General features: G+C 69.5%; 22 protein-coding genes. 8 read left to right on the top strand and 14 right to left on the bottom strand.

Translation table 11 applies throughout. From position 1 onward, the window contains the following. Positions 1-20 precede the first annotated feature (20 nt). Together WME73_RS21275 and WME73_RS21270 are read right to left on the bottom strand one after the other, a co-directional pair. Entirely contained in the window at positions 21-338 is a 318-nt protein-coding gene (locus tag WME73_RS21275; protein WP_437747235.1) for a hypothetical protein, read from the bottom strand. Between the two features lie 208 nt (positions 339-546). Then, positions 547-1,059, bottom strand: coding sequence for a DUF507 family protein (locus WME73_RS21270; protein ID WP_012236388.1), 513 nt, complete (start codon positions 1,057-1,059; stop codon positions 547-549). Positions 1,060-1,291: 232 nt separating this feature from the next. On the opposite strand from WME73_RS21270, the gene WME73_RS21265 reads away from it, so the two are divergent. Further along, the gene (locus tag WME73_RS21265) at positions 1,292-2,032 is read left to right on the top strand and encodes a Crp/Fnr family transcriptional regulator (protein WP_437747234.1); all 741 of its coding nucleotides are present in this window, start codon (positions 1,292-1,294) and stop codon (positions 2,030-2,032) included. A 398-nt stretch (positions 2,033-2,430) separates the two neighbouring features. Here WME73_RS21265 and WME73_RS21260 read toward each other — a convergent pair whose 3' ends face one another. The 6 genes from WME73_RS21260 to WME73_RS21235 all read right to left on the bottom strand — a co-directional run bounded on the left by WME73_RS21260 (position 2,431) and on the right by WME73_RS21235 (position 7,574). Further along, positions 2,431-3,522, bottom strand: coding sequence for a TIGR04552 family protein (locus WME73_RS21260; RefSeq protein WP_012236386.1), 1,092 nt, complete (start codon positions 3,520-3,522; stop codon positions 2,431-2,433). Between the two features lie 93 nt (positions 3,523-3,615). Beyond that, a complete protein-coding gene (locus WME73_RS21255) occupies positions 3,616-3,795 on the bottom strand; it encodes a hypothetical protein (RefSeq protein WP_012236385.1) in 180 nt (59 codons plus the stop codon). A 506-nt stretch (positions 3,796-4,301) separates the two neighbouring features. Continuing rightward, a complete protein-coding gene (locus WME73_RS21250) occupies positions 4,302-4,745 on the bottom strand; it encodes a hypothetical protein (protein ID WP_437916887.1) in 444 nt (147 codons plus the stop codon). Between the two features lie 6 nt (positions 4,746-4,751). Further along, positions 4,752-5,195, bottom strand: coding sequence for a c-type cytochrome (locus tag WME73_RS21245; RefSeq protein ID WP_437916886.1), 444 nt, complete (start codon positions 5,193-5,195; stop codon positions 4,752-4,754). A gap of 218 nt (positions 5,196-5,413) precedes the next feature. Then, positions 5,414-6,037 carry an OmpA family protein gene (locus WME73_RS21240; protein ID WP_437554177.1) on the bottom strand — a complete coding sequence of 208 codons (624 nt, stop codon included), beginning with the start codon at positions 6,035-6,037 and terminating at the stop codon, positions 5,414-5,416. A 466-nt stretch (positions 6,038-6,503) separates the two neighbouring features. After that, complete coding sequence (locus WME73_RS21235; RefSeq protein WP_437916885.1) at positions 6,504-7,574, bottom strand: hypothetical protein; 1,071 nt, start codon at positions 7,572-7,574, stop codon at positions 6,504-6,506. Between the two features lie 247 nt (positions 7,575-7,821). Here WME73_RS21235 and dnaE point away from each other — a divergent pair, with 247 nt between their 5' ends. Then, positions 7,822-11,460 carry a DNA polymerase III subunit alpha gene (gene dnaE / locus WME73_RS21230; protein WP_437916884.1) on the top strand — a complete coding sequence of 1,213 codons (3,639 nt, stop codon included), beginning with the start codon at positions 7,822-7,824 and terminating at the stop codon, positions 11,458-11,460. On the opposite strand, the gene WME73_RS21225 is transcribed toward dnaE, so the two are convergent. The 5 genes from WME73_RS21225 to WME73_RS21205 form a co-directional block, all read right to left on the bottom strand. Continuing rightward, positions 11,453-12,454, bottom strand: coding sequence for an AAA family ATPase (locus tag WME73_RS21225; RefSeq protein WP_437747228.1), 1,002 nt, complete (start codon positions 12,452-12,454; stop codon positions 11,453-11,455). The genes dnaE and WME73_RS21225 overlap by 8 nt on opposite strands. Before the next feature lie 68 nt (positions 12,455-12,522). Further along, positions 12,523-13,134 (bottom strand): D-glycero-alpha-D-manno-heptose-1,7-bisphosphate 7-phosphatase, encoded by a 612-nt coding sequence (locus WME73_RS21220; protein WP_437916883.1) that lies wholly within the window; start codon positions 13,132-13,134, stop codon positions 12,523-12,525. 7 nt (positions 13,135-13,141) lie between these two features. Beyond that, entirely contained in the window at positions 13,142-13,762 is a 621-nt protein-coding gene (locus WME73_RS21215) for a D-sedoheptulose-7-phosphate isomerase (protein WP_437747226.1), read from the bottom strand. Positions 13,763-13,825: 63 nt separating this feature from the next. After that, entirely contained in the window at positions 13,826-14,821 is a 996-nt protein-coding gene (locus tag WME73_RS21210) for a GHMP family kinase ATP-binding protein (RefSeq protein ID WP_437916882.1), read from the bottom strand. After that, on the bottom strand, positions 14,818-15,564 hold the full coding sequence (locus WME73_RS21205) for a nucleotidyltransferase family protein (protein WP_437747224.1): 747 nt from the start codon (positions 15,562-15,564) through the stop codon (positions 14,818-14,820). Before WME73_RS21205 ends, WME73_RS21210 begins: the two co-directional genes overlap by 4 nt. Before the next feature lie 123 nt (positions 15,565-15,687). Between WME73_RS21205 and WME73_RS21200 the strand changes: the two genes are divergently transcribed. From WME73_RS21200 to WME73_RS21175, 6 genes are all read left to right on the top strand, one after another. Continuing rightward, positions 15,688-15,960: a hypothetical protein gene (locus WME73_RS21200; RefSeq protein ID WP_437747223.1), complete on the top strand. Its 273-nt coding sequence runs from the start codon at positions 15,688-15,690 to the stop codon at positions 15,958-15,960. 344 nt (positions 15,961-16,304) lie between these two features. Next, positions 16,305-16,892: a hypothetical protein gene (locus WME73_RS21195; protein WP_437873117.1), complete on the top strand. Its 588-nt coding sequence runs from the start codon at positions 16,305-16,307 to the stop codon at positions 16,890-16,892. 305 nt (positions 16,893-17,197) lie between these two features. After that, positions 17,198-17,773 (top strand): ATP-binding protein, encoded by a 576-nt coding sequence (locus tag WME73_RS21190; protein ID WP_437554160.1) that lies wholly within the window; start codon positions 17,198-17,200, stop codon positions 17,771-17,773. Next, positions 17,770-18,336, top strand: coding sequence for a SpoIIE family protein phosphatase (locus tag WME73_RS21185; protein ID WP_272099468.1), 567 nt, complete (start codon positions 17,770-17,772; stop codon positions 18,334-18,336). Before WME73_RS21190 ends, WME73_RS21185 begins: the two co-directional genes overlap by 4 nt. Positions 18,337-18,343: 7 nt before the next feature. Further along, positions 18,344-18,907, top strand: coding sequence for an STAS domain-containing protein (locus WME73_RS21180; RefSeq protein ID WP_437747221.1), 564 nt, complete (start codon positions 18,344-18,346; stop codon positions 18,905-18,907). A gap of 140 nt (positions 18,908-19,047) precedes the next feature. Then, entirely contained in the window at positions 19,048-20,553 is a 1,506-nt protein-coding gene (locus tag WME73_RS21175; RefSeq protein WP_437747220.1) for an HAD-IG family 5'-nucleotidase, read from the top strand. Between the two features lie 42 nt (positions 20,554-20,595). On the opposite strand, the gene dusB is transcribed toward WME73_RS21175, so the two are convergent. Continuing rightward, positions 20,596-21,582, bottom strand: a complete 987-nt coding sequence (gene dusB / locus WME73_RS21170) for a tRNA dihydrouridine synthase DusB (RefSeq protein WP_437747219.1) — start codon at positions 21,580-21,582, stop codon at positions 20,596-20,598. Between the last annotated feature and the right edge of the window lie 90 nt (positions 21,583-21,672).

Here is a 21,672-nt window from a genome sequence, read left to right as displayed (position 1 = left end):
CGTGCTCCCCCGGCGGGCGCCTACTTCTTCTTGAAAAGGTTGTCGAGCTTGGAGCGAGAAGCCGCGATGCGCTTCGAGTTGTCTTCCGGTACGCCGTTCTTGAACGTGAAGAAAGTACAATAATTCGCTCTCTCCCGATCCGGGATGTACTCGGCGATGTGCTCCTTGCACTGGTTGTGCGCGGCCGGGTCCCAGTTCTCGCAGTTCCTGCAGCAGTGGAGGTCGACACCGCAGTGGGGACAGGTGTCCGCGCGCTGGAGCTTCACCTCGAAGATGAGCTCGTTCTTGCATTTATGACAGAAGTGGCGCTTCGCCTCGACCTTCGGAATCCAGCTCATGATGTCCTCCGGTACCACGACGAAGCCCGATCCGGCAGAAGGAACGCTCCGCCGCGGGCATGGTCGCAGATGGTACGCGTTTATCCCACAGGCGATATCCCTGCGGATCGGGCACCGAGGCCATGGGGCGGAGGCGTCTCGCTGGACCGGCAAACGCCGCAGACGGTTCGCTTGCTCGGCTGAGAGTCCGCCTGCCTGGCGGCGGCGATTACAGCAGCCCCTTGCGTCGCTGGATCTCGCCCATGACCCGCTGGTATTCGATTTCCCAGGTGCGGGAGCCCTCCTGCACGTGGCGGAGCTTGCCGCGCACCTCGGTGTCGAGCGCCTCGTCCATCTCGAGGTACTTCCGAAGGATGGGCCTTATCCGGCGGCGCAGGTCGTGGTCCTCGACGAACACCTCCTCGACGTTGTTCGAGTGCATCAGCATCTCGAGCAGCTGGTCGAGGAGATAATCCATCGTTTCCTCGCCGGTCTTGATCCCTTTCTGCTCCGCGGCCAGGCGCTTGACCCGGTTGAACTCGCCCTGAGGCAGTCCGCGTGCCTGGAGGATCTCTTTCGCCCGCTCGGTCGCTTCCCGCTCTGCGTGCAGGTAGCTCGTGAAGACCGACTCGACGTCGAGCGCGACCTCTTTCTTCGATTCGCACTCGATATCGCGGTTGTCCACGAGCGCGCGGACGAGTTCTTCTGTGAGGGGAGTAATTTTGCCGCTAAAGAGGCGCATCCAACGTCCGTAGCTGGAGGAGCGGTCGAACTGGCTCCCCCGTGCAGGGGTTCATTCACGGGGCGTGCCCGGCTCGAACCGAAAGGTACGGGCCGGGTATCCAGGATGTCAACGCAAGTGGGAGGTTCCGGCACAAGTCGGGCCCCCCCCAGCCGGTGGGGCCCCCCGGAACAGTAGGACCGCGACACCGCAAACCGCAGGAGCAGCCGCGATGATGATGGGTAAGGATGCGATGGCACGGAGCGTCAGGGTCCAGCCTGGCGCGCTCGGGAACGACGGTGGACTCGACCTGGACTCCCGCAAACGGCGGGTTGTCCGGCGCGGCGCGATCGGCAACGCGGCCTCTCCGGCCACGCAGTCGGCGCTGGCGGACGGAGGGACGATCCAACGCGTCGCGAAAGGGCGTCACCTGGTGACGCAGGGCGACGCCGCGACCGCGCTCGCCATGCTCAGCCTCGGCCGAGTCCGGCTGGTGCGTGGGATGAGCGACGGGCGCAGCCTGTCGCTCGGCTACAGAGGGGCCGGCGACGTGCTAGGCGAGGCTGCGCTCGGGGGCGTCACGGCCCACCGGGAGAGCGCGATCGCCACGGAGGACGTCGAGGCGCTCCTCATCCCCCTCGCGACGGTGCGCAACCTGATGGCGAGCGACGCCAACTTCGCCGCCGCCATCGTGACCACGCTGGTCGAGCGGCACACGGACACCGAGGAGCGCCTGGCGTCCATGCTCTTCCGCAATGTGGAGGCCCGCCTCTGTGAGTTCCTGCTCAAGGCCGCGACGCGCTGGGGCATCCCCGATCCGCGCGGGGTGCTCATTTCCGCGCCGTTCACCCATCAGGAGATGGCGAGCATGATCGGCTCCACGCGCGAGACCGTCACGCTCACCCTGGGCGATCTCCGTCGCAAGGGGGTGATCGAGATCGATCGCCGCCGGATCGTCGTCCTCGATCGCGACGCGCTGAAGGGCCGCATCTGAGCCCGCTCGTCCGGCGGTGTCATTGAGGGGCCGGCAGGCCTCCTCGATCGAGCGCCGTCGGTCACCGTCCAGGCTGTTCGCTCGGCGGCCTCTGCTCCGATAGCCCGACTGCTCCCGGCGTCGCAGCGGCGTTCGCCGCCCTGCTCACGCGTGCCGCTCTCCGGGGACCCACCCCGGATGTCTCGCGGATCTCCCCGGTCTGCCCGCTCGATTCGTCGCGGTGTTGCCCCACGCATCCGCCGCAGCCGTGACCGTTCTGTCCGTGCGCTGCGCGGTCGGGTGTGCTGCGCGGTCTGGCCTCGCCACCGCGGTCCAGGCTCGCTGCGCGGTCCAGCGTGCTGCGCGCCAGCGGCCTCGTCGTTACGGCGTCTGGACGGCGACTCGCGCCGACCGCGGCGCTAGCGATCTCGCTTGGGTCCGCCGCTCGCCGGATCACGGGTGGAGCGGACCCCGAGCTTGAGCCTGCGCATGACGGCCTGCTTCTGCCGTTCCTTGTACCTGGCGTGGCTCGCCTCGCCGACCTCGTTCGCCGCCTCGGTCTCGCGGTCGATCAGCTGGAACTCGCACAGGACGAAGATGATCGGCCCGAGCGCCCAGGCCGCGGGCGGCGCCATGTCGAGGATCTCGGCGGGGAGCCGCACCGGCAGATCGACGACGAAGTGGATCACGCGGTAGCTCCGATCGCTGAAGCTGTTGTCGCCTGCCGTGAGCCCGTCGTCGACGTCGGTCTGCAACGCGTCGAGCATCGGCTGAAGGAAGGGCCGCGTCTCGCAGTAGCTCCGGAACCGCAGGATCGTGTTGGTGCTCTCGCCTGGCACGACGTAATTGAACGGAAACAGCCGCTCGGACAGGTACAGGAGCACCGGCAGCAGATCGTCCACGGTGCGGCAGACGATGCGGAAGCGGAGCTTGTCGTAGATGGCCGCCGCGGTCGTGTCGGTCTTCGACAGGAGCTTCGTGTAGAGCGAGTCCTTGTTCTTCCGCCCGCCGATGAACTCGGTGATCGGGAAGCCCGCCGCGAGCATGCCGCCGATCACCCGGTACACCTTCTCCTCGACGAGGTGGAAGACGTCCTGGTCCGACATGGGGATCGAGAAGAGGAGCTCGCGCCCGGCCAGGTGATGGATGATGTGCATCGCCTTGAGGATCGTGCAGGCGCAGAGCTGGCGGTGGCCCTTGCCCGAGGCGAGCAGCAAGATCTCCTCGACCGAGGCGCGTGCGACCGGGCTCGGGATCGGGAACTCGAAATGGCGGCGCAGGTACGCGATCGCTTCGTTCTTGACGCTCTCGAGGTGGGCGCGATCCCCCGGCTCGTCCGGGCGGAACTCCTGCGCCAGCAAGAGATCCCGCGCCGCCTGCTCGCCCTGCAGGTTGAGCCTCCTCCAGTCGATGACCGAGTCGCCGCGCAGGATGAGGTGCACGGACTCCAGGTCCATGAGCGTGAACTCTTCGAGCCGCTTGAGCCGGCCGACCGAGGCGTCTTGCGTCATGACCTCACGCTCCCCGAGCGTAAGCGCCAGCGCTGTCGCGCGCTCGGGAAACCCTCGCGTCGAGGTGCAGCAGGCGGCAGCTGGGCGAGAAAGTCAGGAGACAGGGGCGTTCGGCGGGGCGGGGCTCGAGCTCGGGGTACGGCCGAGCGAAAGGGTCCCGAGGAAGATGCCGATCGTCAATGCGACGACAGCGGCGTGGCCGAGGTACGCGCCACTGCAACCAATGGCGGCGAACGGGGCGAGCGCAGCCAGATACCACGGGGTGATCCTCATCGGTTCTCCTTCTCCGCCTCCAGCGGCACTGTACAGGCCGCATGGTCGCTCCCTCCGGGGGGGCACCAAGATGCACCACGATCGTCCCAGTCAGAGCGTGTAAGTGGTTGTAGGATAAGGTGCCACGCCCTGCTTCCGCGGGCCAAGAAGTAGCGGTTTCGGGGGGAACGCATCAAGGGAATTCGTTCTCACATTCCATTCCCACCCGAAACGCTGCCACTGGAAGCGAAAAAATATAAACAATAACAATGACTTGTAACTAAGGACGAAGGTCTTTCATCAAGGGCTGCGTGCGGCTTGCTGGACGCGAGGTGGTACCTCAGAGACACGCGTCCAACTCACGGCGCTGCCTTGCTTGTCGGTTTCCGGGCGTCAACGGTCTCGTGCGCCGGGCGGCCGCAATGAGCGGCGGCAGGTCTCCGGCGCATCCGGCTGCTGTTGGGCTCGCTCCAGGAGCGCCGGCCGAAGCGCGCTCCGCGAGGCCGGCGGGAGGCGCGGGGCGCCGTTCAGTGCACGAACAGCGTGATCCGGGACTCGTCCGCGAGCGTGATGGCCCGGCTCGTCACGTCGTGCCCGCCCTTCCTGCCGACCGTGATCTCCACCTGGTAGAGGCCGTCCGGGAGCGACACCTTCGTGAGGACAGCCCGTGGGGCCGTGCCCTCGGCGAAGCGCCATGAGCTGTCGATGACCGTCGCCGTGTCTTCCGCGCGGTCGCCCGACGAAGAATCCGTCCACGTCACGTCGAGCTGCACGACCGTCGCTGCGTCGTCGAGACGCAGCTCGACCTCCCGCTCCTCGGGCAGGCGCTTGAAGAGGATGCTCCCCGCATACAGCGCACCCAGCAGGAGGATCGCTGGCGCGAGACGCCGGAGCCACGGCGGCCGGCCCTCCGGCTCCGCCGGCCTCTCCTCCGGCGCCTCATCGAGATCGTGCTGCGGGGTCGAGCTCATCGAGCTTCAGCGCGCTCGGTTGGTGCGGACGCGCTTCACGAGGCCCTCGATCACCGGCTGCGGCAGGTCGAACGCGGGCATCTTGTTCTTGCCCTTCCTGATCGTGTCGGCCATCTGGCCGTCGGTCACCCGATCCTGCCACGCCGCGTCGGTGAGGTCCGGGGCGCGGACCATCGGGCCTTGCGGGCCGTCGCCTCGCCCGGCCCTGCCGTGGCAGGTGGAGCAGTTTCGCTGCCAGGCGAGCTCGATCAGCCCTGGATCGGTCTCATCGGACGCGACGGGCCGAGCGGCTACCTTGCCGCCCTGCCCCTCGCCGGGGTTCGGCGGATCGTGGTCGTCCCGCGTCCACGGGCGGACGTCGCCCGCCCCGGAGTTGCAGCCGAAGAGGCCGATCGCGAGGAGGGCGATGGAAAGGAAGCGACCCAGGGACCTGTCGTGACGTCTCCGCATGTCGTGGAGACGTACGGATAGTGAAGCTGGTGGGGGAGGCAAGAAAAGAAGGATCTCAGGGCGGCGTCGGCCGCCGGCGCGTGGAGAACGCAGCGGCGCCGGTGGCCGGCGCGCGCCGGCCGCTGGGCTCCGCCGTCAGCGGAAAGGGAGTGCCCCGACGTGCTCGGGCCCGCGGTGAGCGCGGCGCGCGGCACGAAGCGCGCCCGGGCGCAGCGGTGTCATTTGCAGGCGTCGCCGGCGACCTTGCCGCCGCCGTCCACGGGCTGCTTGTCGACCGCCTTGCCCTTGATGGCCGCGATGAAGAACCCGGTGCGGCGGTTCTGGGCCTTGCCCTCGGGCGTGTTGTTGTCGGCGACCGGCTTGGTCTCGCCGAACCCGACGGCGATGAAGCGCTTGCAGTCGTTCCCCTTCGCGACGAGCCAGCGAGCGACCGCCATCGCGCGCTTCTCGGACAGCGTCTGGTTCGCGGCGTCCTCGCCATCCGAGTCGGTATGGCCCTCGACGCGGAGCAGGCTGACATCCTCCCGCTGCTTCAGGAAGTCGTCGACGAGGTTGAGGACCTCGTCGCTCTCGGGCAGGAGCTTGTCGCTGTTCGTCTCGAAGACCACCGGGCCGGGGAGAGAGACCTCGTTGCCCTTGAGCTTGAACGTCAGCTTGAAGCGCGGGCGGGGCTTCTTCTCCTCCTTCGGCTCGGGCTTCGGCTCCGGCGGGGGCGGGGGCGGGGGCTCGGCCACCGGCTCCTTGCCGGCGTTGAACGAGGCGCTGGCCGTGCAACCCGCCGTCGCGGCGGCAGCGCCAATCATCATCACGGCGCACAGAACGGAAGCGACGTATCTACGCATGGACCTTGTTCTCCTCTGAGGGGCACGAGCCAGAGCTCGCATCGGCGACCCGCCGGGCTGACGCCCTTGGACGGCAGCTCGCCATGAATCTTCACCGCCATCGGGTACTTGCGTGGTGGACGCTCGAAGCGATGCCGACTTCTAGCGAAAAGTCAGGACGAACGAAACCAGGAAGAGGGCGCCTCGCGGCCCGCCCACCAGCGGGCGGACCGAGAGAGCGCGCTGGCAAGACCTCCCTTGCCTCAGCGCGTACCCTGGACGGGTGGGGTCGCTCCTTGAGACGCTCGCGGGGGGCGCGACGGCTCAAGCGCGAGCACGATCTTCGCGGGTGGTCGGGGCCAGCGGAGCAGGCTGCACGTCGCAGGCTGTGGGGATTCCGGCGGGCGCGGGCACCCGGGAGGTGCCCGCGGAGCCCAGGAGGCGTGCGCGACGCAGCGGCCGCCTGTGGATGGGAGTCGCGCGGCGATCAGCCTTCGTCAGCGGGCGCCGGCTGGCACGGCACGCCGGTCGTCTCGGCAGGCGGCGCGATCTCGCCCAGCTGGACCGCCTTCGCGGTGAACCCGATGCCGATGGAGATGGCGTCGCACTCCTTGCTCGGGTCCTGGCTGCCATCCTTCATGATGTCCGAGGCGCGGCGGACCTGGTCGAGGATCGTCTCCAGCGCGGGGCTTTCGCAGAAATTCGGCTGTACGGCGCCGATGACGCCGCGGAGCTCCTCGACGAGGACAGCCGTCTCGAGCACGCCCGCGATGGTCCCTTTGACCACCGATTTGTGATCGGGCGCGAGATCCATCGCGATCCTCACGTTGCGGATCGTGAGACCGATGATGGTGTCCGAGACCGTCAGGTTCAGCTGGAACGTGACCTGTGAATTCGGGCCCGAAACCCATGTGTCGTCGACGACGTAGCTGGCCGGGAACACCACCTTGGAGCTCTCGACGTCCTGAGCGTCGTCGAGGAGCTCCGGTACGACAGGCCACCGGTCGGCGCCATCCCAGGTGGGCGCCTCGCCCAGCGTGGCGCCGCCGTAGAGCTTCGCGGTGAGGGGGTTGTAGGACGACCGCTCGCCGAGCCCGTCGACCTTGAAGATCACCGTGAAATCGCCCTTGCCGATGGCGTCGCTGACCCGGGTCGACGGGTCGGTCAGGAGGTTGGAGATGAGGCCGACGAGCTTGCTGCCAAAGGCGTTGTCGATCCCATCGGCGCCGTCCGGATAGACCTCCGAAGGGGCGGTGTCATCCACCGGCTTGCACAGGTCCTGTGATACGGTGCTGGACACCTTGCCGTCGAGGTTGAATCCGTACTGCTTCCAGCTGCCGGCCGCCTTCTTCCCGTCGCGATCCGTATCGCCGAGGAAGAGCCGGTCGATCGCGAACGCGACGCCCTCGCCATCCCCTGCCTGCTCCGGCCCCGGCGCGGGCGGCTGGCCGAGGTCGACGTCTTGAACGACAGGCGCCGTGGCCTCGGAGCCACAACCGGCAGCGGACACGAGCGCGGTCGCCAAATACACCGCGACGGCGATACGGGATTGACGCATCATCGACCTCACTTTCTGGAAACCCCACCCCGGATCAGGCAAGTGCTCTCAGACGGGCGCACATGCTAGCGCCGGCCTGCGCGGCTCATCAAGGGCGATCCCCGCTGCGCAATGCGCTATATGTGAGCCCGCCGGCGAGCGTTGGTGGATTGTCCCAGCGCCTCCCGATCTCGCGCTCCGCACCCTCTCCCGGATTACCGGTCTTTCCCGACTACCACCACGATGAGAAGCCCCCTGGAAGCCTGCTGTGACCGCTGAGTTCATCCACCTCCACGTGCATTCGCAGTACTCGCTCCTCGACGGCTCGCTGCGCGTCAAGGATCTGGCCGCGCGCGCCAAATCGCTGGGAATGCGCGCCGTCGCCCTGACCGACCACGGGAACATGTTCGGGGCGATTCAGCACTACAAGGCCTGCAAGGACCAGGGCATCGGCGCGATCATCGGCTGCGAGGTCAACGTCGCCCGCAGCTGGGGCGCGGCCGCGGGGCAGGTGTCGCGCTCGGGCGTGGACGAGACGCCCGTCGATCACCTCGTGCTGCTCGCCGCGTCCGAGGAGGGCTACAAGAACCTCGTCCGCATCGTCTCCCAGGGGCACGTCGATCCCGTGAGCGGGCTCGCGCCGAGCGTGCGGCTCGACACGGTGGCGCAGCACAGCGCGGGGCTCATCGGCTTGACCGGCTGCATGGGCGGCGTGGTCGCCCAGCGGATCCTCGAGCAGGGCGAGGGGGAGGGGCGCGAGGCGCTCAGCCGGCTCAGGGACTGCTTCCAGCCGGGGAGCCTCTACGTCGAGCTGCAGGACCACGGGCTGGTCGAGCAGGCGGTGCTCAACGGCATCCTGGCGCGGGCGGCGGGCGACCTGGGGCTTCCGCTCGTCGCGACCAACGACGCGCACTTCGGCGCGCGCGAGGACGGCGAGGGGCAGCTCTACCTGTCGTGCATCGCGGCCAACCGCACGTTCGCGGAGGCGAGCGCCGCGCACCACGGCAGCTTCGAGATGTTCCTCAAGCCCGCCGACGAGATGATGCACCTGTTCCGCGACCACCCGCAGGCGGTGCGGTCGACGCTCGAGATCGCCGAGCGGTGCTCGACGCTGAAGCTCAAGCTCGGCAAGCCGATGCTCCCGACGTTCCCGCTGCCGGGCGGGTTCTCGGACTCGGCGTCGTACTTCCGGCACGTGGCGCACGACGGCCTCACGAAGCGGCTCGCCCAGATCGCGCAGACGGGCAGGAGAGTGGACGAGGCGACCTACCGCGCGCGGCTCGACGTCGAGCTCAACGTCATCGTCCAGATGGACTTCCCGGGCTACTTCCTCATCGTCTGGGACTTCATCAAGTACGCCAAGGACCACGGCATCCCGGTCGGGCCGGGCCGCGGATCGGGCGCGGGCTCGCTCGTCGCCTATGCCATGGAGATCACCGATCTCGATCCGCTGCCGTACAACCTGCTGTTCGAGCGCTTCCTGAACCCGGAGCGCGTGAGCATGCCCGACTTCGACGTCGACTTCTGCATGGACCGGCGCGACGAGGTCATCTCCTACGTCACCAAGAAGTACAGCAAGGAGGCCGACAAACCCTCCGTCGGGCAGATCGCGACGTTCCACGAGCTCAAGGCGCGGAGCGTGATCAAGGACGTCGCGCGGGCGATGGCGTTCCCCGCGAACGAGGCGCAGAAGATCGCGAGCCTCATCCCGCAGAAGAGCCCGGGGATCATGTACACGATCCCCGAGGCGCTCGAGATCGAGCCGAAGCTCAAGGCCCTCAAGGAGAGCGACCCCACGGTCGCGGAGCTCCTGAAGCAGGCGCAGAAGCTCGAGGGGCTGACGCGGCACGCGGGCATGCACGCCGCCGGCGTCGTGATCAGCGAGGGGCCGCTCTGGGATCACGTCCCCTGCTTCAAGAACGGCGAGCAGCTCGTCACGCAGTACTACAAGGACGACGCCGAGCTGGCCGGGCTCGTGAAGTTCGACTTCCTCGGGCTGAAGACGCTCACCGTCATCGACATCGCGGTGCGGCTCGTGAACGCGCGGCCCGACCTAGCGGGCAACGAGGGCAAGCGCTTCGACGTGAACACGGTGCCGCTCGACGACACCGCCACCTACGCGCTCCTCCAGTCGGGCGAGACCACCGGGGTGTTCCAGCTCGAGTCGAGCGGCATGCAGCAGCTCTTCAAGGACCTCAAGCCGGACGCCTTCGAGGACATCGTCGCCGCCGTGGCGCTCTACCGGCCCGGGCCGCTCGGCACCGGCATGGTGAAGGACTTCGTCGACTGCAAGCACGGCCGCAAGCCGATCGAGAAGATGCACCCGCTCGTCGACGAGCTCCTCCAGCCGACGTACGGCGTCATCGTCTACCAGGAGCAGGTCATGCAGATCGCGCAGAAGCTCGCGGGCTACACGCTCGGCGGCGCCGATCTGCTCCGGCGCGCCATGGGCAAGAAGAAGCCCGAGGAGATGGCGAAGCAGAAGGCGACGTTCGTCGACGGCTCGCTCAACAACGGGGTGAAGGCCGAGGACGCCGAGCGCATCTTCGGGCTCCTCGAGTACTTCGCGGGCTATGGCTTCAACAAGAGCCACTCGGCGGCGTACGCGCTGCTGACCTACCAGACGGCCTACCTCAAGGCGCACTACCCGGTCGAGTTCCTCTGCGCGCTGATGACGGCCGACCGCGACAAGATAGAGAAGGTCGTGCGGATCATCGCGGAGGGGCGCGCGTGGGGGGTCGAGATCCTCCCGCCCGAGATCAACGAGTCCAAGACCGACTTCACCGTCGTCTACAGCGCAAAGCCGGCGACGAACGGCAAGCGCGTGGCCGGCACCCGGCGCGGAGGCTCGCGGCTAAGGGACCCGTACGATCCGAAGATCCGCTTCGGAATGGGCGCGATCCGCGGCATCGGCGAGTCGGCGCTCGAGGCGATCCTCGAGGCGCGGGACGCGGGCGGCGCGTTCGCGGATCTGTTCGACTTCGCCGAGCGGGTCGATCCGCGGCGGGTCAACAAGGGCGTGTTCGAGGCGCTCGTGCAGTGCGGCGCGTTCGACGCGAGCCTCCACGCGCGGGGCATCTCGCGGGCGCGGGCGTTCGCCGGCATCGACAGGGCGCTCGAGCGCTCGCGCTCCGCGAGCAAGGAGCGGAACAGCGCGCAGATCGGCCTGTTCGCGGCGGTGGCGTCCAAGAGCGAGGTGAGGCTGGACGATTACCCGATGGTCGAGGACTGGGATCTGCGCGAGACGCTCTCGCGGGAGAAGCAGTCGCTCGGGTTCTACGTCTCGGGTCACCCGCTCGATCGGTACGGCGTGGATCTCAACCGCTTCGACGTGACCGCGGTGAGCGCGCTGGCCGGCATGGATGCCTGGGCCAGGGTGCGCGTCGGCGGGATGGTCGAGGGCTACCGAGAGCGCATCTTCAAGGGGGGCGGCGGCAAGATCGCGTTCTTCGTGCTCGAGGACACGACGGGCCGGGTCGAGGTCAAGGTGCGCGAGAAGCAGATCGAGAGCTATGCGGATCTCTTGAACCGGGGGGAGCCGGTCCTGATCTCGGGGAAGATCAGCTTCCCGATGGTGGAGGAGGGGGCCGAGGAGGCCGAGGCCGCGCCGCGCGAGCCGACCCTGCTGCTCGACGAGGTGCAGCCGCTCGCCGACGCCATCCTCGCGCAGACCCGGAGCGTGGCGATCACGCTGAAGTCGCGCAGCGCCAGGCGCGAGCACATCGATCGGCTCGGGGCGCTCCTGCGGGCGAGCCCCGGGGTGTGCCCGGTGCAGCTCGTGATCCAGCTCGACGACGGGGCAGAGGCGGTGCTGTCGCTGGGGCGTGATCTGCGCGTCGAGCCGAACGACGCCATGCTCGGGCGGCTCGAGAAGCTGTTCGGCGAGAAGGTGGCCGAGCTCAGGTAGCCGGCTCGTCCGCGCCCGCGTGCTCGGCGGCACGCACGAGGGCGCCGAGCTTCGCCTCCGCGTCGCCGCGGTCGCTCTGGTGCTTGAGCAGGACGCCGAGCGTGTCGCGCGCGAGCTCCGGTGTCACCGCGCGCTTGCCGAGCAGGAGCAGCGCGCGGGCCCAGTCGATCGTCTCGCTGATCGCGGGCGATTTCCGCAGATCCATGGCCCGCAGGGCGCTGACGAACGCCACGATCTGCGCCGCGAGGCGGGGCTCGATCCCCGGGAGGGCGACCTTCAGGATGGCGACCTCGCGCGACGGAGGCGGGTAGTCCAGGAACGCGTGCAGGCACCGGCGGCGCAGCGCCTCGGTCATCTCGCGCGTCGCGTTCGTCGTCAGCAGGACGAGCGGCGGGTGCGCGGCGCGGATGGTGCCGAGCTCGGGGATCGTGACCTGCATGTCGGAGAGCACCTCGAGCAGGAACGCCTCGAACTCAGGGTCCGCGCGATCGACCTCGTCGATGAGCAGGACGACCGGCGCGGCGCTCCGCAGCGCCGCGAGGAGCGGGCGCGCGATCAGGAAGTGCTCGCTGAAGAACGACGCCTCGCTCCCCGCGATCGCGCGCGCGGCTGCGGCGAGGCTCGCCGCGCCGGCGATCTCCTTCGCGACGGCGTCGCGGAGCAGCTGCGTGTAGAGCATCTGCTTCGCGTAGTCCCACTCGTACAGCGCCTTCGCCTCGTCGAGGCCCTCGTAGCACTGGAGCCGGATGAGCCCTCGGCCGAGCCCCTCGGCGGCGGCGCGGGCGAGATCGGTCTTGCCGACGCCGGCCGGCCCCTCGATCAGCAGCGGCCGCCCCATCCGGAGGGCGAGCCAGAGCGCGAGTGAGGTCGCCGGATCGGAGATGTAGCGGGCCGCCGAGAGGCGGGCGTCGAGCTCGGCCGCGGTGGCCGGGGTGTCGTCGCGGGCGCCCCGATCGTCGAGCGCGCCGCCGTCGTGATCCGGAGGAGGCGTCACGGCGGGACGGTAGCACGCCGCGCGCGGGCCATCGGGCGGCGCGGCACGGCCTGGCGCGCCAGAGTCCGCTAGCCGCGCGGCTCGGCGAGGATCTCGGCGGCGAGGAGATCGAGGCGCGGCGCCGCGCGATCGGGGCAGGGGAGATCCGCCTCGCCGCGGAGCGGGCACAGCTCGCAGCGGCGTCCATCCATGACGAGGCCCGCCCGCATGCCCGCCGCGCGCGCGGCCGCCACGTCGCTCGGCACGTCGCCGATCATCCAGCTCGCCGCGACGTCGAGATCGAGGTCGCGCGCGAGCGCCGTGAGCATGCCCGGCTGCGGCTTCCTGCAGTCGCACGGGCCGATGAGCGCCGGATCGCCGCCCGGCCCGCCCTCGGGGTGGTGCGGGCACACCGCGAGCGCCGCGATCGCGACGCCGGCCTCGCGGAGCCGATCGACGAGCGCGCGGTTCGTGCGCTCGATCGCCCCCCACGGGACCTGGCCCTTCGCCGCGCCCGGCTGGTTGGTCGCGATCGCCAGCAGGAACCCGGCGTCCGCGAGGCGCCGCAGGCCCTCGATCGCGCCGGGGAGGAGGCGGATCTGATCCGGATGAAACGCGGTCACGACGACGCCGAGCTCGTGATCGCGCACCACGTCGATGAGCGTGCCGTCGCGGTCGAGCAGGATCCCGCGCTTCGCCACGCAGGGCTCAGCTCTCGGCCACGAGCTGGAGGAGCCGCTCGCAGATGAGGTGGTGGTAGACCTCGTGGAAGCCCTCCACGTGCGGCGTCGACGTGTAGCCCGCCCGCGTCCTCGGCACGATCACGCTGGCGTCGGCCATCTGGCGCAGGGCGCCGCCGTCGTAGCCGACGAGCGCGACCACCTTGGCCCCCGTCTTCTTCGCGAAATCCGCGGCGGCGACGAGGTTCTGCGACCATGGGCCGGCGCGATCGGCGCCCGAGCCGCCGTGCACGCTCAGGCACACGAGCACGTCGCCCGCGATCATGCGGCCGTCGAGCTGCTCGAGGAAGATCCGGTTGAAGCCGACGTCGTTGGTGAGGGCGCTGAGGAGCGCTGCGTTGTCGCAGAGCGAGGTGCACTTGAAGCGCCGCTTGCCATCGACCCACGTGAACTTGGCGATGTCGCAGGCGAGGTGGCTCGCGTTGGCCGCCGAGCCGCCGTTGCCGCACGTGTAGATGGTGCGATCGCTCCGGTACGCATCGAAGAGGATCTCGATGACGCGAGCCATGTCGTCGGGGCTCGTCGCGAGGGCGATCTCGGACGTCTCGCGGAGGTACTTTTCGACGAAGTCGTGCGTGCTCTGAGGCATGGCCGATCTATAGCCAGAGTCCCGTTGAAATGCCCAGCAGGAGGGGTGCGCCGGCGCGCCCGCTCACGATCGGTGCAGGTTCGCGACGATGCGTGCGCCGTCGAGATCGAAGCGGAAGCGCAGGACGCGCAGGCCCTTCGCGGCGAGCGCCTCCAGCACCCGGCGCCGCTCCGCCGGCCGGACGTAGAACATGAAGAAGCCTCCGCCGCCGGCCCCCATCAGCTTGCCGCCGAGCGCCCCCGCGCCTCGAGCGATCTCGTAGATCTCGTCGAGGACCTCGTCGGTCATCTTGGACGCGAGCTTACGCTTCTGGGTCCAATGGGCGTGGAGGAGCTCGCCATAATCGTCGAGCCTGCCCGTGACGAGGATGCGGTGCACGTCGCGGCCGATCTCCTTGATGCGGTGCATCCGCTCGACCACCGCGGGCTCCAGGTCTTGCAGCCGCCGGCCCTGCTCCGAGAGCACGATCCTGGCCGCTCTTTCGACGCCGCTCCACACGATGAGCAGGTTGCTCTCGAGCTCGTCCAGCACCTCGTCGCGGACCGGGACGGGCTCGACGTGCACCGAGCCGTCCGGAGAGAACGTGAACGCCGTGACGTTGCCGTAAGCGGCGATGTACTGGTCCTGCTTGCCGATCGGCTCTCCGAGGCGCTCGATCTCGATGGAGCAGGCCTCGCGAGCGAGCTGCTCGGACGATACGAAGTCGCGCTTGTACGTGTGCAGGGCGTTGAGGAGGGCGACCGTGAACGAGCTCGACGAGCCGAGGCCCGAGTTCGCGGGGAGATCCGCGACGCTCGTGAGCTCGATCGAGTGCTCGATTCCCATCATCCGGAGCGCTTCCCGGAAGATCGGGTGCTCGATCGCGTCCACCGAGGGGACGATCTCGGTCTTGGAGTACGCGAGGCGGATGTCCCGGTGGAAGCGCTTGTTGGCCGTCACGTAGATGTACTTGTCGATGGCGGCCGACACGAGGTAGCCGCCGAAGCGGCCGGAGTACGCGGGCAGATCGGTCCCGCCGCCGCCGAGGGAGAAGCGGACCGGGGCGCGAGAGACGATCATCCCCGCTCCTCCGCCGCGGCCGCGGTCGTGAGGGCGGCCTCGAGATCGCGGAGGCCCTGCTCCGAGCCGATCTCGTGGAAGCGCGCCGCGACCGCGAAGGCCCGGAGGAGGCCGCGCGCCGCGAGGTCGCGCTGCACCACCTCGAAGCCGAGCGGCGCGTCGGCTGGCAGCGCCTCGACGACCTCGCGGCGGAGCGCGGTGGCGCCGTAATCGATGTGGTCGAGCGCAGGGTCGGGCGGCGCGCCCGCGCGCCGCTTCTCGTAACGCACCACCAGGTCGCCCGAGACCGCGGCGTTCGACGCATCGAACCGACCCTCGTTCCGGTACACGGCCATCGTTCCGAGCGCGCCGGGGTGTGTGCAGAGGTCCCGGAGCGGGGCCAGGTAGTCGAACGGGAGGTAGGAGTCGCCGTAGGTCATGAGAAACACAGGAGCCAGCTGGGGCAGCGCGCGGCGCAGCGCGCCGGCCGTGCCCAGGAGATCGGGGCCGTCGTCGGCATAATGGAGCGGCAGGCCCGCGAACCGGTCGCCCATCGCCCGTCGAACGGCGTCGCCGAGGTGGCCCACGCAGAGGACCACCTCACCAAAGCCCGCTGCGGCGAGCCGCTCGAGGAGCCACGCCCCGAACGGCCGTCCGGCCACGGGCAGCAGGAATTTCGGGGTGCGCTCCGTCCGGGGGCGCATCCGGGTGCCGAGTCCGCCGGCGAGGATCACGGCTTGAGGAGGTGAGGCGTCGGAGCGCACGGGGAGGACCTACCATAGACGACGGTCGCCTTCGGGGCGTCTCCAGCGCTCCCCGCAGGCGACTCGGAGAAAAACGCCGCGACAAACTGTACGGCCGTTCAGCAGGCGGTTACGGTACGCGCCATGACCAACAAGGACCTCGCGCCGCATCTTCTCCGGACGCTGGTTGCCCTCCAGAGCGAGGGCAAGACGGTGACCCTCGACACATTGACCACGGCCCTTCAGGTGCGTCGGACCGACGTTCGCCGGGCGATCACCGCCCTGCACCGCGAGGGGTATCTCGACGTCCTCCGCATGCGGCTGACGCTCCGCGGGCTCGCCCTCGGCGCGGCCTTTGCGGCGTCGCAGCTCCGCCCGTTGCGCCGCGCGTCGCTCCGCGCCGTCAAGGCTGCTTGAGCACACCCACAGGGCCGCCACCCTGGCGCGGCCGTGAGCGGCGAGTCGATCTCTGCCCGAGCGCGAGGCCCATGCGTGCGGACGGAGGGGCCCGACATGATCTCTCGATGCGTTTCAGATCTTGCCAGCATTTCATTTGATAAAACGGCAAATTCACACCGAACGCGCGCGGCCCCAGCCAGGGATCCGGCGCCCGGTCGCGAGCCCCGACCGGCGCAGGAACACCTGGTTTCTCCGGCCTGTGCGGGCCACTGTGCGTGGAAGACGTTGACATTCCGAGGGATTCATGAGACGGCGGCTGCGTGATATCCGATGTCGAGATCGAGAATGAGATTCGCGCTTCCGTGGCCGAGTTCTTGGAGGGCATGAGAGCGCTGGTCCGTAAGGACGTTCTCCGGACCGCCGCGCGGTACCTGCAAGTCGACATCAGCGCCGCTGGGATATCGACCGGGCCGGCCGCGACTCCCGCCAAGCCGATCCGGAAGGGCGAGCGCGCTCCGGCGCCGAGCCGCCCGGCCGCGCCTCCCCGCAGCGCCCCGTCGCCCAAGACGCCGACGCGCGCTGCGCCGCGCAAGAAGGCGGCCGCGCCGCGGACGAGCGGAGGTGGCGCGCGTCCGGCCGTCGCTGCGCCGAAGTCGCGCGCCGCGCGCACCCCGGCGCCCGCCGTAGCGGCCCCCGTGAAAATCGCCGAACAGGCCGCTCCGGCGAGCCCGGTGAACCCCGCGAGCCTGTCGTCCGGGAGCTCCGGGGACGAGATCGCCGAGGCGCTGCTCGCCCATGTGGAGATCGAGCCTGGGCAAGGGATCGACGACCTTGCGTTGGCGATGGGGACCCCTGCGGCGGAGCTCCAGGAGCCGCTCAAGAAGCTCCTTGCGGAGAACAAGATCACCGAGGAGCTGCGTCAAGGCCAGGCGTCGTACTACCCGGCCTGAGCGACCTCGGTGGGCCGGCCAGCCAGGCACGGGCGTTGCTTGGAGCCGGCCGTGGGCCGTCCGGTCGGCGCGGGCACGGGCCGGGCGACGCCCTGCGCGATGCGGACGATTGACCGAGCGAGCCCTGCTGGCGCTGTCCGGTCGGAGCTCGGCGGTTTCCGCCTCACAGCTGGCGAACCCGGCGATGCCGTCGCCGCGTACTCGACGCGGACCCGGGGCCCCGGTACCCTGCCGGTCCAGGCGCTTTCCGGATGACTCCCGCGCACGAACAGATTCTCAACGTCCTGCTCGGCTATCTCTCGGCGATGAACGCAGAGGGAGTCTTGCTCCGGGCCATGCGGGAGGCGGAGATCCAGCCCGAGGCGTTCTCGCTCGACGACCTCCCCGACATCCTTCCGAGCATCGAGCGCCGAGCCCGCCTCTATGTGGATCCGACGCGGCTCGGTCGGCTCAGGTCGGAAATTTCGGCGATTGGCGGCGAACGACCTTCGCGACGCTCGAAGGTCATGGTCATCAACGTGGAGGCCGACATCAGCGAGGCGCGCCTGAGCGCGAAGGCCGTTTGCGATGCGGCCGGCGCAAAGAGCTTCACGTCGCACAAGGTCGCGACCATCGTCAGCGAGCTCGCGCGAAATATCGTCCATTATACCCCTGGCGGGACGATCGAGCTCGCGGTGCAGCGCGACAGCCCGGTCCGCTTCCTCATCGTCGCCGTGGATGAGGGCGCAGGCATCCAGAACCTGCAGGAGATCCTCGCCGGGCGCTACAAGAGCAAGACCGGTATGGGGCGCGGCATCATCGGGGTCAAGCGGCTGGCCGATCGCTTTCATATCGACTCGGGGCCGAAGGGCACGCGGGTGGAGATCGAGGTCCACCTGTGAAGCTCTCCGTGGAGTACGCGATCCTCCCCAAGGACGGAGAGCTCGTGAGCGGCGACGCCGCGTTCGTGCGGGCCGGGGAAGACGGCGTCCTCTTCGCGGTCATCGACGCCCTCGGCCACGGCGAGCACGCGGCGGCCGCGGCGAACGTCGCGCTCAAGGCGCTCGCTGACGCGCCGAGCGGCGAGGACGTCCGCGCCCTCATCGATCGCCTCCACGTGCGGCTCCGCGGCACCCGCGGCGCCGCCGGCATGATCTGTCGCTTCCGGGAGGGGCGGCTCCAGGGCTGCGGCATCGGCAACGTCGAGCTGATGTCGCACGGCACGCGCGTGCAGTGGCTCCAGAGCCCGGGCATCCTCGGCGCATCGCTCAGCAAGGTCCGGATCTTCGATGCGCAGCTCGCGCGGGGCGACCGGCTCGTCGTGTTCACCGACGGGGTCTCCCCTCGCTTCGATCTATCGCTGTTTCGTGGAATGAAGGCCGCGGATGCCTGCCGCGCCCTCATGAGCCGCCACCGGCGCTCGCACGATGACTCAACGGTCTTGATCGCCGACATCGAACCTTAGGATGACCATGGAGCTCAAGCGCCTTCCCATCATCAACCTGTGGGACCGGATCCTGGTGCCCATCCAGGGGGACGTGACCGATGACCTCGCGGAGCAGCTGAACACCGAGGTGCTGCGGGCCATCCACGAGAGCGGCGCGAAGGGGCTGGTCATCGATCTCACGGCCGTCTGGATCATGGATAGCCACCTGTGCGCGGTGCTCTCGAACCTGGCGTCCGCCGCGCGGCTCATGGGCACACCGACGATCCTGTCCGGGCTGAGCCCCGAGATAGCGATGACGCTTCAGGCCATGGGGGTCGAGCTCGAGGCCGTGAAGACGGCGCTGACGCTCGAGCAGGCGCTCACGATGCTCGGGCTCGAGGTGCGCCGGGCCGAGGCGCGCGACGAGGACGACGACGAGGACGACGACGACCTGTTCGACGACGAGGACGAGGAAGACGAGGAAGACGACGGGTGGGAGGCGGACGACCGCGGCGACCCCCGGCGAGCGCCGACGAACGGGCGGTCCGCGCGGCCCGCGACGAGCATCGATCGGCGGCAGAGCGCGAAGAGCCGGCTCAGGCGTCGCTGAGGCCGCGCGTGCGCGTCCACGACGGTGACGACATCGACACGCCGAACGCGCCCTCCTGACGGCGGGGTGACGGTGATTGTCCGGGTGGGCAACGCCGTGGGTCCCTGGTATGCCTCACGACCGCTCTCCGGGCGATCACCATGGACAAGCTGGATTGCCTCGCCGCCCCGCCGCCCAAGCAGCGGGGGATCTTCTGCAACCGGACGCTGAATCTCCGTTCGATCAAGGCGATCGGATACGACATGGATTACACGCTGATCCACTACCGGGTGGAGGCGTGGGAGCGTCGGGCCTATGAGCACCTCCGGCATCTTCTGGAGAGCGAGGGTTGGCCGGTCGGGGACCTGACGTTCGAGCCGGACCTCGTGATCCGAGGGCTCATCCTGGACACCGAGCTCGGCAATCTGCTCAAGGTGAATCGGTTCGGCTACGTGAAGCGGGCCTTCCACGGCACGAAGCCGATCGACTTCGAGACCCAGCGCGCGACCTACGCGCGGACGATCGTCGACCTCGCCGACGGGCGCTACGTCTTCCTGAACACGCTCTTCTCTCTGTCGGAGGGGTGCATGTACGCGAAGCTGGTCGATCTGCTCGATCAGCGCCGGCTTCCCGAGGTGCTCGGTTACAGCGACCTCTATCGCCGCGTGAAGGATCGCCTCGACGCGACGCACATGGAGGGGCAGCTGAAGGCCGAGATCATCGGGGATCCGGACCGGTTCGTGCTGCTCGATCCGGAGATCCCGCTCACGCTGCTCGACCAGCGGGAGGCGGGCAAGAAGCTCGTCCTGATCACGAACTCGGAGTGGGTCTACACGCGCGCGATGATGAGCTACGCGTTCGACCGCTTCCTGCCGGGCGGCATGACGTGGCGCGACCTGTTCGACGTGGTCATCGTCTCCGCGCGGAAGCCGGAGTTCTTCTCGAGCCGCAGCCCGCTCTTCGAGGTGGTCACGGAGGACGGCCTCCTGCGCCCGGCCGGCCGGTTGCGCGTGGGCGGGCACTACCTGGGCGGCAACGCGGGGCTCGTCGAGCACCACCTGGGGCTGTCCGGCGACGAGATCCTCTACATCGGCGATCACATCTATGGGGATGTGCATGTGTCGAAGAGCGCCTTGCGTTGGCGGACGGCGCTCATCATCCGGGAGCTCGAGGACGAGATCCTCGCGATCGAGGAGGCGCGCGGGGCCGAGGCGCGCCTCGATCTCTGGATGCGGGAGAAGGAGGACGCGGAGCGCGTCTATGCCAGGCTGCGCCTGGAGCTCCAGCGGATGCGCGCCGGCTACGGGCCGGTCGCCGGGGCGACGGAGGGCGAGATCCAGGCGAAGATGAACGAGCTCAAGGCGAGCCTCGCGGCGCTCGACGCGCGGATCGCGCCGCTCGCGAAGGCCTCGGCCGAGACGTTGAACCCGAGGTGGGGGCTGCTCCTCCGCACGGGCAACGACAAGAGCCACCTGGCCCGGCAGATCGAGCGCTCGGCGGACATCTACACGTCCCGCGTCTCCAATTTTCTCCTGGCGACGCCTCACGTGCTGCTCCGCTCGCACCGCGGGAGCCTGCCGCACGATCCCATGGGCGCGCCGCCGGGCGCCGAGCCGCAGAACGGCGAGCCCGCCCCGGTCGACGACGCGACGCCCGTGGGCATGTAGGCGGCGCGGCCGCCGGCCTGCCGCGCCTCAGGCTGCCGCGCCTCAGGCCGCGAGCCGCTGCGCGGCGCTGTCGAGGATGTCGAGGCACCCCGACAGGCTGTCGCAGAAGAGCAGCTCGCGCCGGAGGGCCGACGCGCCGGGGAGGCCGCGGAGATAGCCGGTCAGGTGGCGCCGGGTCACGCGCACGCCGTGCGGCTCGCCGCGCGCCTCGGTGTTCGCGATGAGGTGCGCGCGGCACAGGGCGAGCCGCTCCTCGGCCGTCGGCGGCGGGAGGTGCACGCCATCGTCGAGGAGGGCCCGGGCCTCGCGGAAGATCCAGGGGTGGTCGATGGCGGCGCGGCCGACCATCACGCCGGCGCAGCCCGTCTCGCGGAGGGCGCGGTCCGCGTCGTCGGCGGTCTTGATGTCGCCGTTCACCACGACAGGGATGGACACGACCTCGCGCGCCCGGGCGGCCCAGCTCCAGTCGGCCGCGCCGCTGTGCCCCATCTGGGCCGTGCGGCAGTGGATCGTGAGCGCGGCGACGCCGGTGTCCTCGAGGCGGCGCGCGAGGTCGACGATCGGCATATGGGACTCCGGTCCCCAGCCGATGCGCGTCTTCACGGTGACCGGGAGCGCGACCGAGCGCGTCACGAGGCGGGCCATCGCCACCATCGCCTCCGGATCGCGGAGCCAGCCCGCGCCCGCGCCTCGTCCGGCGATCTTCGGCACCCAGCAGCCGCAGTTGATATCCAGGAACGCCGGTCCGGCCTGCTCGGCGACGCGCGCGGCCTCGGCGAGGCGCTCCGGGTTGGCGCCGTAGATCTGGATCGCCGTCGGCTGATCGCCGTCGGCCAGGGCGAGCTTGCGCCGCGCGGTCTTGCACCCGCGCAGCAGCCCCTCGACGTTGACGAACTCCGTCACGCACAGCTCGGCGCCGAGCTCCCGGCCGACGCGGCGGAACACGGCGTCCGTCACGTCCTCCATGGGCGCGAGGACGACGGGGCGGCTTGCGAACAGCCGGCGAAAGCTTTCGGGCGAGAGCGGCACAGTGGCGAGCTTTCAAGCATGGATCCGGCCGGTTGACCAGGGCGACCGCGGCGGCCCGGGGCGTGACGGCCCGCTGAGCTCGAGCCCGCG

The sequence above is a fragment of the Sorangium sp. So ce302 genome (assembly GCF_051530145.1).
Taxonomy (GTDB): domain Bacteria; phylum Myxococcota_A; class Polyangia; order Polyangiales; family Polyangiaceae; genus Sorangium; species Sorangium cellulosum_B.
The sequence above is the reverse complement of the archived record's forward strand: the minus strand, read 5'-3'. Positions and strand labels throughout refer to the sequence as shown.